The sequence below is a fragment of the Pseudomonas sp. DE0010 genome (genome assembly GCF_007680745.1).
GTDB lineage: Bacteria > Pseudomonadota > Gammaproteobacteria > Pseudomonadales > Pseudomonadaceae > Aquipseudomonas > Aquipseudomonas parafulva_B.
On sequence record NZ_VEJQ01000009.1, the window covers coordinates 105,914 to 121,579 of the forward strand.

Consider the following 15,666-nt stretch of genomic DNA (forward strand, 5'->3'; position numbering starts at 1 on the left):
TTACCAAAGCTTGAGTACAATGGTCGGCCTTTCGTGCCTACCTCTGCCGGCTCCTTGGTACTCCGCAAAATGCTGACCGCTAGCTACTCCTCTTCGCTGGTGTTGATTTCCTTGTGCGTGGCCATCCTTGCGTCCTATACGGCCCTGGACCTTGCCGGACGCATTGCCACCGCCAGGGGGTATGCCGCCTCGCTGTGGATGATCGGCGGGGCGCTGGCCATGGGAACCGGCATCTGGTCGATGCATTTTGTCGGCATGCTCGCCTTGCAGCTGCCTATCGAGCTGGGCTATGACCTGACGTTGACCGCATGCTCGCTGCTGATCGCGGTGCTGTCCTCGGGCTTCGCCCTCTGGCTGGTCAGCCAGCCCAGCTTGCCCGCTCTGCAGCTTGCACTCGGCGCGCTCATCATGGGAGCCGGGATCGCCAGCATGCATTACACCGGCATGGCAGCGCTGCGCATGACACCCGGCATCGACTACGACCCGAGCCTGTTTCTGGCTTCGCTGCTGATCGCGGTGGGCGCTTCGGCGGCGGCGTTGTGGATCGCGTTCCGGCTGCGCAGACAGACCCCCTACGTGCGTCAAATCCGTGGGCTGGCAGCGGTGCTCATGGGGATCGCCATCGTCGGCATGCACTACACCGGTATGGCGGCCGCTGGTTTTCCCCAGGGCAGTTTCTGCGGTGCGCTGCCCGGTGGCCTGGAGGGGGATGGCCTGGTGTCGCTGGTTCTGATCACGACCTTTGCGGTGCTGCTCGTGGCCTTGCTGACCTCCGTGCTGGACGCGCGCCTCGAGGCCCGCACGGCGGCGCTGGCCAGGTCGCTGACCCTGGCCAACCAGGAGCTGACTCAGCTGGCATTGCACGACACGCTCACAGGCCTGCCCAATCGCAGCCTGCTGGCTGACCGCATCGAACTGGCCATCGCCAAGGTAGCCGAGCAGGGCGGTTGCTTTGCGCTGATGTTCATTGATCTGGACGGGTTCAAGCCGGTCAACGATGCCTTTGGCCATCATGCCGGAGACCTGCTGCTCAAAGCTGTGGCGACGCGATTGCGCGGGCACCTGCACAGCCAGGACACACTGGCGCGCATCGGCGGGGATGAGTTTGTGCTGCTGGTCGAGTTGCAGGACCCGAGCGATGCCATGAACGTTGCCATCAAGCAGGTGAACCTGGTCTCACGGCCTTTCAAGGTGGCTGAGCATGACCTGCAGCTTTCGGCCAGCCTGGGTATCGTCCTGTACCCCGGCAACGGTCAGGACCAGCACGAACTGCTGCGCAACGCCGACGCTGCCATGTATCACGCCAAGCGGGTAGGCAAGAATGGCTACAGCTTTTTCGACGCCTCGATGAACAGCAATGCCCGGCAGCAGTTGCAGTTGGTGCAGGATTTGCGCCTGGCAGTGGCGGCGGGGCAATTTCGTCTGCATTACCAACCCAAGTTCGACGCCAAACAGTGTCAACCGATCGGCGCCGAGGCGCTGCTGCGTTGGGAGCATCCGCAGCACGGGCTCTTGGCCCCTGACCGTTTCATCAGCCTTGCGGAAAAGACCGGACTGATCATTTCCATCGGTGACTGGGTACTGGACGAGGCATGTCGCCAGATGCGCCTGTGGCTGGATGAAGGTATCGAGGGTTGGCGGATCGCGGTCAACCTGTCGGCCATCCAGTTTTGCCACGCGGGGTTGCTCGATAGCGTGGCGCGCGCTCTGGAACGCCATGCACTACCCGCCAACTGCCTGACATTGGAGATCACCGAAACCACGGCGATGTCGGACGTGGAGGTGAGCCTGACCGTACTCCAGCAGCTCTCGGACATGGGCGTGGACCTGTCGATTGACGACTTTGGTACAGGCTATTCCAGCCTGATGTACCTCAAGCGCTTGCCGGCCAACGAGCTGAAAATCGATCGAGGCTTTGTACGCGAGCTGGAGGATGAGGGCGAGGATGCGGCCATCGTGTCGGCCATCGTAGCCTTGGGCCGCGCACTGGGGTTGCGAATCGTCGCAGAAGGGGTCGAGACTTCAAGTCAGCAAGCCTTCCTGACGCGGCTGGGCTGCGATGCGCTTCAGGGCTACCTGCTCGGCCGACCCGTGCCGGCCGAGCAGTTGCTGGGGTCGAGCCCGGGCCCGGTCATGGGTTAACTGGCGTTGCGCAGCAGGGGCGCGGGCTGAAACGCATCGAGTTCGGCTTCGACCGCTTCGATGATGCGCTCGACATCGCTGGCAGCCATGATGGCCGTGCAGGGGATGCCCGCTATGGCCAGCAAGGTTTCGCCCGTGCTTCTGTCGAACAGCCGCGCCACCATGCTGCGCGGCGCATCCATGTTGGCTTCGAAGCCCAGAGGATGGAAGTGCCAGCGCATGACCTGGCAGGCGTTGGGGAAGGTCATCTTGTTCATCCGAGCCTCCTTGTACGTGACTGAAAGCTGGTGAAGGGCGGCCGCGTCTTGTGGCTGCCGGGAAAGTAACCATAGCACCTGGTTGACGGTATTCTCACTTGCAAATGTGACAAATGTTGCAGGGCATGATCTGCATCACAGCGCAGAGGATTTTCAGAAGCAGGTCAAGGCGCATCTTCACATTTTTTGCCCCCCTGGCGAGCGCACCGAGCGCCCTGATCCAGGCCCGGCGTGGGTACGCGCGACGGGCTCTTGGAACCTACAGGGCCGAGTACGGCTTGAATTCGTGAAATCCGATCGGCGGAAGGTCACCCAAGCAATCCAGCCGCGATATTGATGGTGAAACCGAGGATGGCGGTGTTGAGCACGAACCCCACGAGCGAGTGGGCCAGTACCACCCGACGCATCGCCCTACCGGCTACACCCACGTCGGATGTCTGAACGGCCACGCTGATGGTGAACGACACGTAGTGAAAGTCCCAGTAGTCCGGCTGGGTTTCTCCATCGGCGAAGCGTAAAGGCGGCGCCGTGGCCGTCTCTGCATAGAACAGCCGCGCATAATGCAGGCTGAAGATGCAGCCGATCAGCAGCCAGGAACCTGCGACGGTGAACCCGGTGTACAAGTAGTGAGCCGTCAATGCGCTGCCATGCAGCCCGCGGCTGGACACCAGCTGCAGTGTCACGGCAACCAGGCTGGCGATTGCCGCGATGCAGACGGTAAGCAGCACCAGGCCCGCGTTCTCGTCTTCGCTGTGGGCCACCCTGCGAACCTTTGCAGGGCTTGCGGTGCAGCTGAGCCAGAGTACCAGCATCAGGTACAACCAAACGCCAATGTTCCAGCCTGCCAGCAGGCGTTGCACAGGGTCAGTGACAGGGACCAGCCAGGCGCCCAGCAACCCTACGCCTGTGGCCAGGCTCAATCTAGGATGGGTGCGCGTTAGACGATAGAAAGCCATGGTGCCTCACAGCAGGGGTGTGCTCGACAAGGTTTCTGACCGCTTGGCGTGTGCCAAGATCCGCATGGACAGGAGCTCGATACTATCCCTGGGCAGCGCTGGCTGTAGGCGTCGAATTGCCCTTGAGCGATACCCACGGTTTCTTTCGTGCAGTGCATCGCGCGCACTTGCAACTCTCAGTACACTGCACGCTCTAACCCCCACATTTCGCTGAACTCGAGGTTAATGCATGACGCTCAGTCCTTTGGCAGGCAAGCCGGCTCCAGCCAGCGTGCTGGTCGATATTCCCCGCCTGCTCACGGCCTACTATACCGGCCGGCCGGATGCTGGCGTGGCGAGCCAGCGTGTCGCTTTCGGCACATCGGGGCACCGGGGTACTTCGCTCGAGTTGAGCTTCAACGAACACCATGTGCTGGCCATCACCCAGGCCATCTGCCTGTACCGCCAGGAAAAGGGCATCGATGGCCCGCTGTTCGTCGGTGCTGATACCCATGCGCTGTCGGCGCCTGCCGCGGCGAGTGCATTGGAAGTGCTGGCTGCCAACGGTGTACAGGTGATGTTGTCCAAGGACGACGAATACACCCCGACGCCGGCGGTGTCCCACGCCATCCTCTGCTACAACCGTGGGCGCCAGGACGGCCTGGCCGACGGCGTGGTGATCACGCCCTCGCATAACCCGCCGCAAAGTGGTGGCTTCAAGTACAACCCGCCCAACGGCGGCCCGGCCGACAGCGACGTCACCAAATGGATCGAAGGCAAGGCCAACGAATTGCTGGCAGCCGGGCTGGCGGGGGTCAAGCGCATCGATCACGCCCAGGCCCTGCAGGCTCCTACCACCCATCGTCACGACTACATCAGCCACTATGTGGCAGACCTGGAAAACGTCATTGACTTCGAGGTCATCCGTGCAGCCAAGCTGTGCTTGGGCGTGGACCCGCTGGGTGGGGCAGGGGTGCGCTACTGGTCGGCCATTGCCCAGCACTATCAACTGGACCTGGAAGTGGTGAACACCGAGGTCGACCCGACGTTCCGCTTCATGAGCGTCGACTGGGATGGCCAGATTCGCATGGACCCTTCGTCACCCTACGCCATGCAGGGCTTGATCGGCCTGCGCGAGCGCTTCGACGTGGCCTTTGCCTGCGACCCGGACCATGATCGCCATGGCATCGTCACCCCCGACGGCTTGCTGCAACCTAACAATTACCTGGCCGTGGCCATCGACTACCTGTACCGCAACCGTCCGCAGTGGCGCACCGACGCGGCCATCGGGAAGACGGTCGTGTCCAGCGGCCTGATCGATCGGGTGACCGAGCGGTTAGGCCGCGAGCTGTACGAAGTACCCGTGGGCTTCAAGTACTTTGCCCAAGGCCTGTTCGATGGCTCGTTGGGCTTTGGTGGCGAAGAAAGTGCGGGCGCCTCCTTCCTGCGCCGCGACGGCTCGGTATGGGCAACTGACAAGGATGGCCTCATCCCAGCCTTGCTGGCTGCGGAAATGACCGCCCGGACGGGACGCAACCCAAGCCAGGCGTACGCCGAGCTGACCCAGGCACTGGGCAAGCCGTTCGCTACCCGCGTCGAGGCCAAGGCCGATGCCCGCCAGAAAGGGCTGTTGAGCAAGCTTGCGCCTGAGCAAGTGACCTCTACCGAGCTTGCTGGAGAGCCGATCCTGCAGATCCTGAGCCACGCGCCGGGTAATGGGCAGGCGATCGGTGGTCTTAAGGTCATCACCGCCAATGGCTGGTTCGCGGCCCGCCCGTCTGGCACCGAGGACATCTACAAGATCTACGCGGAAAGTTTTGTCGACGAAGCCCACTTGCAACGATTGGTGCAGGAAGCCCAGGTGCTGGTGGATGCGGCCATTGCTTAAGCCGTGATAAAGGGCTTGGCCCTGCGATGAGATGTAAATTAGAATTAATCCTATTTACATCATCGCAGGGACTTGTCCATGTTCGAAGCCGCGCCGCCGCCCACGCAAAGCTTCCCTGACCTTTACCGGGAGCACCGTGGCTGGCTCGAAGGCTGGCTACGACGGCGCATGGGCAATGCCTGGGATGCGGCCGACCTGAGTCAGGATACCTTCCTTCGCGTGATGGCCAGCGCCCAGCCGTTGACCGACATCCGCGAGCCACGCGCCTACCTGCTGACGGTCGGCAAGCGACTTCTAAGCAACCTTCACCAACGCCGCAGCCTCGAGAAAGCCTACCTTGAGGCCCTGGTGCACCTGCCCGAACAGCACGCGCCTTCGCCCGAACAGCGCTGGTTGTTGCTCGAAACGCTGCAAGCGCTCGATCAATTGCTGGACGGTTTGAAGCCGGTCGTGCGCAAGGCTTTTCTGCTAAGCCAGCTCGAAGGGCTGAGCTACGCCGAAATCGCCAGCCGGCTTGGTGTTTGTGAGCGTTCGGTCAAGCGCTACATGGCGCAGGCCTACGAGCACTGCCTGTTGGCCGAACTTCAGTGAGCCCACCTGTGCACCAACGGGAGGCGTTGCGCGAGGCCGCCCAGTGGCTGGCGCTCATCGATTCAGGCGATACCCGCGAGGCGGACCTGATCGGGCTTGAGCAGTGGCGGGGGCAAAGCGCTGTGCATGAGGCTGCCTGGCAGCAGGCGCTGCGCTTGCGCGAGCGCTTTACCGGGTTGCCTGCCAGTTTGGCCATGGCCACGCTTGACCGTCCCGATCACGGCCGACGTGCCGCGCTTGTTCAAATGCTCGGTTTGGCAGCGCTGGTGCCTACGGCTTGGTGGGTGAGCCGCGAATTGCCCCTTGAGGCCTGGGCTGCTGATCTGCGTACGGGTGTGGGTGAACGGCGACTTATGACGCTGGGGGATGGCACTAAGGTGCAGTTGAACACCGACAGCGCTGTCGACATGGACGCCGCCAATCACAGGCTGTGGTTGCGACGCGGCGAAGTTTCAGTCGACACGCCTGGCCTTCAACCCCTGACCATCCAGGTGCCTTCGGGTCAGGTGACAGTGGGTGGTGCAACCCTTGGCCCGGGGCAGGTGTGCATCCGCCTGGTCGAACCAGGGTGTCAGGTTGCAGTTGTCCAGGGCCGGGCAGACGTTCAGCCGCTGGAGGGAGATCGCCTGCGCCTCAACGCCGGCCAGCAAGCTGCCGTTCTGGCGTCAGGTCTGCGAAATGTCGGTCCTCTTCAAGCTTGGCGACTGGGGTGGCGAGATGGCGTGTTGCGCCTGGACGATCAACGTCTAGGCGACCTGCTGGTGGAGTTGAGCCGCTATCGCCCAGGCGTGCTGCGCTGGGATCCGGCGCTGGACAGGCTCAGGGTGACCGGCACCTTCCGCCTGGATGACACCGACCGGGTATTGGCGCTGCTCGCGGCGAGCCTGCCGGTGCAGGTGGTGGCCCGTACCCGCTATTGGATCACGCTGGTGCCGCGAGCAACGACTGCCTGAGGCTCGAACCCGAGCGCTGCGTTGCGACGCATTGCACGTGATATCAACGCGATGCTGTCCCCTTTTTTGTGCTCGCCTGTCATTACCCGTAGAACACCATAAAGGGGAGCCTCATCGATGCCTGCAGTAAAGTCCATTCACTTGCGCCCATGGGTGCGCGCAGCACGCCCATTGTTCGCCATGAGCCTGCTACTGGGCATTCCCGCCTGGGCCGACGAGCCAGCCCGGCGCACGTACCAAGTCCCAGCGGCGAGCCTGGGGGCAGCCTTGACCCGCTTCGCCGATCAAGCAGGGGTCAGCTTGTCGCTGGACCCAGCGCTGGTCAAAGGCCTGCGTAGTGAAGGGCTGGCCGGCCAGTACAGCGTCGATGAAGGCTTCAGGCAATTACTACGCGGCAGCGGCCTGCAATGGGTATCTGTGGGCCACGATGCCTTTACGCTCGTGCCGTCGCCGCAGCAAGGCGGCGCGCTGGAAATAGCCCCTACCAGCATCGTCGGCGGCCCACCGACCACCGACGAGGCGCTCCCTTATGCAGGCGGGCAGGTCGCTCGCCAAGGCGCACAAGGCTTGCTGGGTGCGCGCGATTTCATGGAAACGCCGTTCAGCATCACCAGCTACACCAGCGATCTGGTGAAGAACCAACAGGCGCGCACCCTGAGCGAACTGGTCGCCAGTGACCCTTCGGTTCGTGCCACCAACCCGGCCGGTGGGCGTTTCGAGCAGTTCACCATTCGCGGTTTCAGCTTGTATAACAGTGATGTGTCCTACAACGGCCTCTACGGCTTGCTGCCTACCTACTCGATCGATATGGAGATGGCCGAACGGGTAGACATCATCAAGGGCCCCAGCCAACTGATCAACGGCATCGCACCACGGGGCAGCGTCGGCGGCGGCATCAACGTCCAACCCAAACGCGCCGGTGATACGCCGATCACCGAGTTCACCGGCAGCTACGCCTCGGCGGGCCAGGTAGGCGGGGCCATTGACGTAGGTCGAAGGTTCGGCGACCAGCAGCAGTTCGGCATGCGTCTGAATGCGGTGAAGCAGTCCGGCGATACCGAATGGGACCACCAACAAGTGGACCGCGAAATGGCCGTGCTGGGGCTGGATTTTCGCGGCGAGCGCCTGCGGCTTTCGGCCGACCTCGGGCATACCGAGCGTGATACCGATGCCCCCCAGGAACGTGTGCTGGTTGGGCCCCGCGCCCAGGTACCGCGTGCTGGCGATGTGCACCGCAACTACGCCCAGGCGTGGAGCAAGGCGCGCACCAACGATACCTTCGGCGCAGTGCACGCCGAATATGATCTCAGCGATTCCGTGCTGGCCTATGGCGCAGTGGGTGCCAGGGAGAGCCGGCACGATTTCCTGCGCCATAACGTTTCTGTGATCAACAATGCTGGCGACTTCACCATCCAGCCCCGCGATTTCAGCAGGGATGAATCGGTGCGCACCGCCTTGGCGGGCTTGAGAACCTGGTTACACACCGGGCCCGTCAGCCACGAGGTCAACCTGGCTGCAACGTATTACTACATGGACTTCACCAATGGGGGGGCTCGTTACGCTTCCTCACCCGGCAACCTCTACCATCCTACGGCTACGCCGACGCCAGGTACCCCAGCGCGGCTCGATTCGAAGGATTACACCGAGAACCGGTTCTCCGGGTTGGCGTTGTCCGACACCCTCGGCTTTTTCGATGACCGATTGCTGTTGACCCTAGGGCTGCGCTGGCAGCGGGTGCAGGTGGACGATTGGAGTGATGGGGTCAAAGGCGATACGGCGTATGACGAGAAGAAGGTCTCGCCCTCCGGTGGCGTGCTGTACAAGGTCACGGACGAGCTGTCGGTGTATGCCAACTACATGGAGGGCTTGAGCCAAGGCAAGATCGCACCGTCCACGTCGATCAACGAGGACCAGATATTCCCACCTTTCACTAGCCGCCAGGTGGAGGTGGGTGCCAAGTATGACCTGGGCAAGGTGGCGTTCACGGCCAGCGCCTTCAGAATCCGTCAGCCTGCCTATGAAACCAACCCCGGCTCCCGGGTCTTCGGCCCCAATGGCAAGCGCAACAACCGCGGTGTGGAGCTGACCGTGTTCGGTGAACCCACCACAGGGGTGCGTGTGCTGGGCGGGGTGATGTACATCGACAGCGAACTGACCGATACCGTGGGAGGTGCCTACGATGGCAACCGTGCGCCTGCAACGCCCGCGTACAACGTCAATCTGGGTGCCGAATGGGATGTGCCAGGGGTTCAGGGGCTTACCCTGACGGCACGTGGCACGCACTCGAGCTCCCAGTACCTGGACCAGAACAACAGCAAGAAAATCAACGGCTGGCAGCGCTATGACGTAGGGGCACGGTACGCGTTCAAGCTGGACGACACGCAGGTGACCCTGCGCGCCAGCGTCGAAAACGTACTCGATGATCGTTACTGGAGCTCAGCAGGCGCGCCGGATGACGCCGAGCCGGGGCTGACTCTGTCGACGCCACGCACCTACCTGCTGTCCGCCACGCTGGGTTTCTGATCCGGCCTGCAACAAGCCCAAGGTCAGCACTGCGGGTGTTGGCTGTCGTTGGTGAAAGCTGGCGCCACTGCGGCGAGCCGAACAGGGCCGTCCAGTAGATGCCGGCATCGCTCTTCGGGTCTACGGCATAGGCTGCGCCGAGCTCCCGGAAGTCGGCGCTCATCAAGATTGCGCAGTGGCCTGGGCTGTCCAGCCAGCCTTGAACAACCTTGTGCGGTGTGTCGCGCCCGGCGGCGATGTTCTCGCCGATCTGCTGGTACAGATAACCTGCCAGCTCGGCCCGGTCGCCTGGGGTGCGGCCCTCCTTGTCGATGTGATCGAAGAAGTTCTGGTTGGCCATGGCCCGTGTGTGGCTAGCTGCTACACCAGCCAGTACCGTGTTCCAGCCAAGTGCAGGGGCGGCGGCGTAGGGTTGGCCGCCGCACTGCCGGGGTTGCTGGCGCGCGGCGTTGATTTCCTGGAGCATTTTTTGCCCTTCCGCTTGCCAGTCGCCCAAGCGGCCAGAGAGCAGGGGGCGAGCCAGCACAACGCGCCAGTCCCGTCCTTCCTGGCTGACGCCGATGTCGACGAACTGAGGGTCGAGCACCACCTGGCAGAAGCTTTCTTCGATGGCGTGCATGGCTGCGCGTGCATCACGGGGACCAGACAGGCTGATCGCCTGGACGTTGACCATCGGGTAACCGGCGCGGGTCATGGCCTGCTGAAGGTCACGGGTGCCTTCGGGAGACAGCGCCAGGCGGGTGTCGCTGTTGAGCGGCGGTAGTTCCAGCGAAGCTTGCTCGCCACAAGGCTGCGCCTGGCTGCGGTATGCGTTGATCGACGCGATCAGCTGTGCTTCTTCGCCCGTGACAGCCAGCGCCTGGGACGAAACGATCAGCCCAAGCGTGAAGGCAGCGACAGATGACAGGACGCGCATATGGTTCTCCCTGAGGCTGGCAGCGGCGAGTAGGCGCTGCCTATCCTACACAAGCCCGATGGTTTTGACCCGAGCTGTGCAACGCATTGAAAACGCCTGCAAATATTGTCGGTCGTAAGGGGGAGTAGACCGCAGCCTGGGCAAAAAGTGCGGCGATGTCCAGGCCAAACGTTGGTGGTAAGCGCGTGGTGGGCCTGGGCCCGACGTGTACCCAGCATGACGTGGGCCATGGTGGGTTTGCGCGGCGGTTAGCCCAGTAGCAATGAAAGGACCAGAGGAAGCGTGGCCGCCGCCACCACCGTCTGTACCGCGATGATGGTCGCCATGAGGGGCGCGTTGCCGCCCATTTGCCTGGCCATGACGTAGGAAGACGATGCCGTTGGCAGCGCCTGGAAAATCACCGCCACCACAGCGGCCTGGCCATTGAGACCGAGCAGGCGACAGAGCCACCATGTCGTCACTGGCATCACCAGGAACTTGAACACAGAAGCGGCTATCAACGGCTGGGCCTGATCACCGATACGTGCACCACCCAGTGCCGCACCAACGCACAGCAACCCCAGCGGTAAAGCGGCATGGCCCAGCGCGCCGAGGGTAGGTTCGATGCCAACTGGCAGGCCCAGCCCCGTCACCCGCAACAGCATGCCCCCCGCACACCCCAGAATCAGTGGGTTGGCAAGGATTGCCCGCAGTACCGTCAACGGCGAGCTGTGCCGGGCGCTGAAGCGCGCGAAGACCAGCACGCAGAGCAGATTGACCAGTGGCACGATGGCTGCATTGGCCACTGCTGCCAAGGCGATACCCGCACTGCCATAGATGCCCGCGGCCAGGGTCGCGCCGATGTAGTTGTTGAACCGGATGCCACCCTGGAACAGCGAGGTGAAGTCGGCGCCGTCGTGCTGGCGAACGCCTTGATAAAGCACCAGCAGCAATGCCCCGGACAGGGTCGAGAGCATCAGCACCGCGACCATGCCCAGCACCGGCACCCCGTCTAGGTTGGCAGTGGCCAGGCCGTGGAGGAACAACGAGGGCAGCAGCACGTAGTAGCTCAGGCGCTCGGCACCTGGCCAGAAACTCTGCGCGACGAACCCACGCACCCGCAGCAGCGTGCCCAGGGCGATCAACAGGATGATCGGAAGCAGGGTGGTCAACAGCACATGCAGCATGGAGGCAGATCCGTGGCCGGGTACGTTGCACAGACTACCGGCCAGACACCCGCTTTGCCATGCCCGTCCCACCGCCTTGGCTAAGGCCTCTCACGCCGTCCACGCCCATATGCCTGGCTGATCCGGTCGATGACCATCGCCAGTGCCACGATGGCCAGCCCTGCCTCGACGCCCTGGCCGACGTTCAGCGTCTGGATACCTGCCAGCACATCTTCGCCCAGCCCTCGCGCCCCAATCATCGACGCGACCACGACCATCGACAGGGCCATCATCACCGACTGGTTGAGCCCGGCCATGATACTGGGCAGCGCCAGGGGCAGGGCGATGCGCCTGAGTCGCTGAGCCCGGGTCGCGCCAAGGCCTTGGGCTGCCTTGAGCAACGATGGGTCTATCTGGCTCAACCCAAGCTCGGTGAGCCGCACCAAAGGTGGCAGGGCATAGATCAAGGTCGCGAAAACCGCAGGCACCTTGCCCAGGCCGAAGAGCATCAACACGGGGATCAGGTAGACGAAGGCGGGTAGGGTCTGCATCACGTCGAGCACCGGCATTACCAGGCGTCTTGCCAACGGGCGAGCTGCCAGCACGACGCCCAACGGTATGCCCACCAGCACGCACAGCCCGGTACTGACCAGCACCAGCGCCAGGGTTTGCAGCAGTTTGTCCCACAACCCCAGCATGCCGATAAGTGCCAGCAGCCCTACCAGAACACAACTTCGCAGCAGGCTTCGGCAAGCATGCCAGGCCAGCGCACCGACCACTGCCAGCAGGAGCCACCACGGCATGAGCCGCAGCAGGTTTTCCAGGCCGACGAGCACTTGCAGCAATTGGTCGGAAACGCTGCGCAGGTGATCCCCATAATGGAGCACCAACCAGTCAACCATGCGGTTGACCTGATCGGCGAAGGAAAACTGCAACGCCTGGGGGAAACCATTGCTCACAGACCGCCCTCGACCTTAGTGGCCACTTGCTCGGGAAGCCAAGCCTTCCACACTTGCGGGTGCTGGCGCATGAACGCCAAGGCGGCGTCACGGGGAGGGGTCCGTTTTTCGCTCATCTGCGCCAGTGCCTGGTTGAGCGGGTCGATAGGCAGGTCCACCCGCTCGAACACCTGGACCAAGTCCGGATATTGCTCACGAAAGGCTTTGGACACGCCAACCGACAGTTTCGCCGGCAGCGAACTGCTGCCTACTGGCGCTGGGTTGGTAGGGTCGGTCAAGGTCGCCCAGGCCTTGGCATCGAATGCAGGTTCCTGCAGCCGCACGAGCTTGTAGCGGCCCATGAGCGGGGTAGGGTTCCAGTAATAGAAAAGCACGGGTTGGCCCCGGCGAATGGCCGACCCGATCTCGGCATCCATCGCGGCCCCCGACCCTGTTCGGAAGTTCGTGTACAGTTCGTCGAGCCCATAGGCCTTGAGCTTCTGGCTATTCACGGTTTCGGACGTCCAGCCACTGGGGCTGTTCAGGAAACGGCCTTTGTCGGGTGATTCGGGGTCGCGGAACACCGGGGCGTAGCGCTTTAGGTCTTCGACGCTGCGCAGCTCAGGTGCCAAGGGCTTGAGGTTACGCGACGCATCGCCTTCGATGACATACGCCGGTACCCACCAGCCTTCTTCGGCCTGCTTGACCGTGTCGCCCAGCGCAAACACCTGGCCTGCCTGTTCGGCCTTGACCCAGGCAGGGCTGCGGCCCGCCCACTCTTCGGCGATTACCTGCAGGTCGTTACGGGCCAGGGCGACTTCCAGGCTGACCGTGCTCCCAGGCAATGTCTCGGTAGGGTAGCCGTAGCCACGCTCAACGATCACGCGCAGGAGTTCGGTGGTGAAGGCACCGCTTTCCCAGGTAAGGGCGCCAAAGCGAATGGGCGATTTCTGATCGGCAGCGCCAGCGCTGTCGGCAGTGGCCAGACCCAGGGCGAACAGCACCCCGAACAGCAGCGATGAACCTCGTTTCATGCCTAACCTCGTCGTCTACAGCCCTTCGGGGATGGGGCAAGTGTAGACGACGCGGCGCAGGCGGCAGACTTAGACGCGGAACTGATCCATCAATGCCTGCTGCTGGTTGGCCAAGGCATTGAGCGACTGACTGACCCTTGCCGATTCGTTGGCCTGGCCGGATAGCGACTCGGTGACATCGCGAATGGTCGCCACGTTGCTGTTGATTTCTTCAGCGACCGCGCTTTGTTCCTCGGCTGCCGAGGCTATCTGCAGGTTCATGTCGGTGATGACCGTCACTGCCTGGCCAATGCGCTGCAAGGCGGTCACGGCCTGGCCGACCTGCTGCACGCCGCTTTGGGCCTGACGATGGCTGTTGTCCATTGCGCCCACCACTTCGCGGGTACCGTCCTGCAAGGCCTCGATGACCTGGCGGGTTTCTTCGACCGACTCCTGGGTGCGCTGGGCCAGGTTGCGGACTTCGTCGGCGACCACCGCAAAGCCGCGCCCGGCCTCACCGGCTCGGGCTGCTTCGATGGCGGCGTTGAGCGCCAGCAAGTTGGTCTGCTCGGCGATCGAGCGGATGACTTCCAGTACGGAGCCAATTTTCTCGCTGTTCTGCGACAGGCCCTGCACCTCGGCCATGGCCGTGCTCATGTCAGCGGCCAATGAGTCGATGCTGTGGGTGGTGCGATCGATCACCGCCAACCCTTCGCGGGTGGCCTGGTCGGCGTCGCGGGCCGCCTGCGCGGCTTGCGCAGCGCTACGGGCGACGTCCTGGGCGGTCGCGCTCATCTCATGGGAGGCGGTGGCTACCTGGTCCACCTGGCGGTATTGCTGTTCCATGCCGGCGCTGGTCTGGGTAGCGATGGCCGATGACTGATCGGCCGTCGAGCGGGCGGCCTGTACCGACTGTTTTACCTCGGCGATGGTGGGCTGCAGTTTGTCCAGGAAACGGTTGAACCAGCCCGCCAGTTCGCCCAGTTCATCCTGCTTGTCGTAGGTCAAACGGCGGGTCAGGTCACCTTCGCCACTGGCGATGTCCTTGAGCATGGCCGCCACGCCCAGGATCGGGCGGGTAACGCCACGGGCCATCAGCCACACCATCAGCAGGCCGAAGATGGCTGCTGCCAGGCCAAGGCCGAGTTCGAGGAGAGTACCGCTGGTGTTGAGGGCGTCCAGTTCCTGCTTCAGTGCCTCGGCAGGCCCGGTCAGGGCGTTTTCAGGGACGTCCAGCAACACGCCCCATGGCTTGGCGTCCGGAATCGGACGGAAGGCCGCGAGCACTTTCAGGCGCTGGCGGTCATTGATGATGGTCATTTTGCCGTCGGCCATCTTGGCCACCAGCTCTGCGCCCTTGATCGTGTCGATCTGGTCGAAGCGCTGGGAGAGCTTGCTGGCGTCGGCACTGTAACCTGCCAGCAAGCCTACTGGGCTCAGAATGCCCACGGTTGTGCGGCCTTCATAGAGGCTGCGGCTGGCCTGTTCGCTCAGTGCCTGCAAGCTGTTGAGGTTGATGTCCACCGAAAGCGTGGCGATCGCCTTGCCGTCCACCACCAGCGGGAAGACGATGCTGGTCATCAGCACCTGCTGGCCATCGATGGCATAGAAGTAGGGTTCGACCACGCAGACCTTGCCCGACGTGCGCGGGCATACCCACCAGGTATTGGCAGGTTGACCGCTAGGCCCGATGGAAGTGTCGGCCATGTCGCGCTCGGGCAGGGCCATCGAGGTCAGCTGGCCCACGTGCGGTTGCGACCAGTACAGGGCGAAACGGCCGGTTTCGTTGCTGCCAAGCTGTGCCTGGCCGGCGAACAGGCTGTCCTTGCTGTCCAGCGCATTGGGCTCGAACACCAGGGACAGGCCCAGCAGATCGGGGTTGGCCTGAAGCGCGGCACGCACCTGCCGGGTCATGTCCTCGCGCAGGTCGAACGCATCGAGAAAGCGCTTTTCGGCCTGTTCGCGTAGGAACAGTACTTGCCTGGCAAAGCCCGCGCCGTACTGGTAGGCATCCATGAATTGGCGGCGGATGTTCAGGGCCTGCACCTCGCCCTGGGATTCGATGCGCGACTGGGCCGATTCGGTCAGCATCTGCATGCTGCTGGCCTTGACCAGGTCCGAGCTGTGGTCCATCCGGTACAGGGACAACCCGATGAGCAGGGTGACGATGCCGGCCAGGCACAGGCCGGCCAGCAATGTGATTTTCCATTGGATGGAAAGTTGTCGCAGAGGCATGGGGCAGATCCCTTTTTATGACAAGTAAGGGTTGGGCACGGGCGAGGCGATTTCCAGCCCCAGGTAGGTATCGGCTCCTACAGACTTTTCTTTATTCAAACATTCAATTTAATCCGCCCGGTTGCGGGCA

General features: G+C 63.0%; 11 protein-coding genes and 2 pseudogenes. 5 read left to right on the plus strand and 8 right to left on the minus strand.

The genetic code is table 11. The annotated features are described in order from the left end of the window. Window positions 1-69: 69 nt before the first annotated feature. Complete coding sequence (locus tag FS767_RS09445) at window positions 70-2,142, plus strand: bifunctional diguanylate cyclase/phosphodiesterase (RefSeq protein WP_144964977.1); 2,073 nt, start codon at window positions 70-72, stop codon at window positions 2,140-2,142. Here FS767_RS09445 and FS767_RS09450 read toward each other — a convergent pair. Continuing rightward, complete coding sequence (locus FS767_RS09450; RefSeq protein WP_144964978.1) at window positions 2,139-2,399, minus strand: DUF1652 domain-containing protein; 261 nt, start codon at window positions 2,397-2,399, stop codon at window positions 2,139-2,141. The genes FS767_RS09445 and FS767_RS09450 overlap by 4 nt on opposite strands. Window positions 2,400-2,707: 308 nt before the next feature. Further along, the gene (locus FS767_RS09455; protein WP_144964979.1) at window positions 2,708-3,355 is read right to left on the minus strand and encodes a DUF1345 domain-containing protein; all 648 of its coding nucleotides are present in this window, start codon (window positions 3,353-3,355) and stop codon (window positions 2,708-2,710) included. 229 nt (window positions 3,356-3,584) lie between these two features. On the opposite strand from FS767_RS09455, the gene pgm reads away from it, so the two are divergent. The 4 genes from pgm (at window position 3,585) to FS767_RS09475 (ending at window position 9,289) form a co-directional block, all read left to right on the plus strand. Further along, window positions 3,585-5,222: a phosphoglucomutase (alpha-D-glucose-1,6-bisphosphate-dependent) gene (gene pgm / locus FS767_RS09460; RefSeq protein WP_144964980.1), complete on the plus strand. Its 1,638-nt coding sequence runs from the start codon at window positions 3,585-3,587 to the stop codon at window positions 5,220-5,222. 78 nt (window positions 5,223-5,300) lie between these two features. Then, on the plus strand, window positions 5,301-5,813 hold the full coding sequence (locus tag FS767_RS09465) for a sigma-70 family RNA polymerase sigma factor (protein ID WP_058605405.1): 513 nt from the start codon (window positions 5,301-5,303) through the stop codon (window positions 5,811-5,813). Continuing rightward, entirely contained in the window at window positions 5,810-6,766 is a 957-nt protein-coding gene (locus FS767_RS09470) for a FecR domain-containing protein (protein WP_144964981.1), read from the plus strand. The genes FS767_RS09465 and FS767_RS09470 overlap by 4 nt, the downstream gene beginning before the upstream one ends. A 117-nt stretch (window positions 6,767-6,883) precedes the next feature. After that, window positions 6,884-9,289 carry a TonB-dependent receptor gene (locus FS767_RS09475; RefSeq protein ID WP_144964982.1) on the plus strand — a complete coding sequence of 802 codons (2,406 nt, stop codon included), beginning with the start codon at window positions 6,884-6,886 and terminating at the stop codon, window positions 9,287-9,289. Window positions 9,290-9,356: 67 nt separating this feature from the next. Here the strand turns inward: FS767_RS09475 and FS767_RS09480 are convergent. The 6 genes and pseudogenes from FS767_RS09480 to FS767_RS23485 all read right to left on the minus strand — a co-directional run. Then, a pseudogene (locus tag FS767_RS09480) lies at window positions 9,357-10,205 on the minus strand (CAP domain-containing protein); the annotation flags it as partial. A 248-nt stretch (window positions 10,206-10,453) separates the two neighbouring features. Further along, window positions 10,454-11,371: an AEC family transporter gene (locus FS767_RS09485; protein ID WP_144964983.1), complete on the minus strand. Its 918-nt coding sequence runs from the start codon at window positions 11,369-11,371 to the stop codon at window positions 10,454-10,456. A gap of 80 nt (window positions 11,372-11,451) precedes the next feature. Next, entirely contained in the window at window positions 11,452-12,309 is an 858-nt protein-coding gene (locus tag FS767_RS09490; RefSeq protein WP_144964984.1) for a proline/glycine betaine ABC transporter permease, read from the minus strand. Beyond that, window positions 12,306-13,322 (minus strand): ABC transporter substrate-binding protein, encoded by a 1,017-nt coding sequence (locus FS767_RS09495; protein ID WP_144964985.1) that lies wholly within the window; start codon window positions 13,320-13,322, stop codon window positions 12,306-12,308. Before FS767_RS09495 ends, FS767_RS09490 begins: the two co-directional genes overlap by 4 nt. Window positions 13,323-13,391: 69 nt before the next feature. Continuing rightward, entirely contained in the window at window positions 13,392-14,147 is a 756-nt protein-coding gene (locus tag FS767_RS23480; protein ID WP_371259672.1) for a methyl-accepting chemotaxis protein, read from the minus strand. Window positions 14,148-14,249: 102 nt separating this feature from the next. After that, a pseudogene (locus FS767_RS23485) lies at window positions 14,250-15,536 on the minus strand (HAMP domain-containing protein); the annotation flags it as partial. Window positions 15,537-15,666 lie beyond the last annotated feature (130 nt).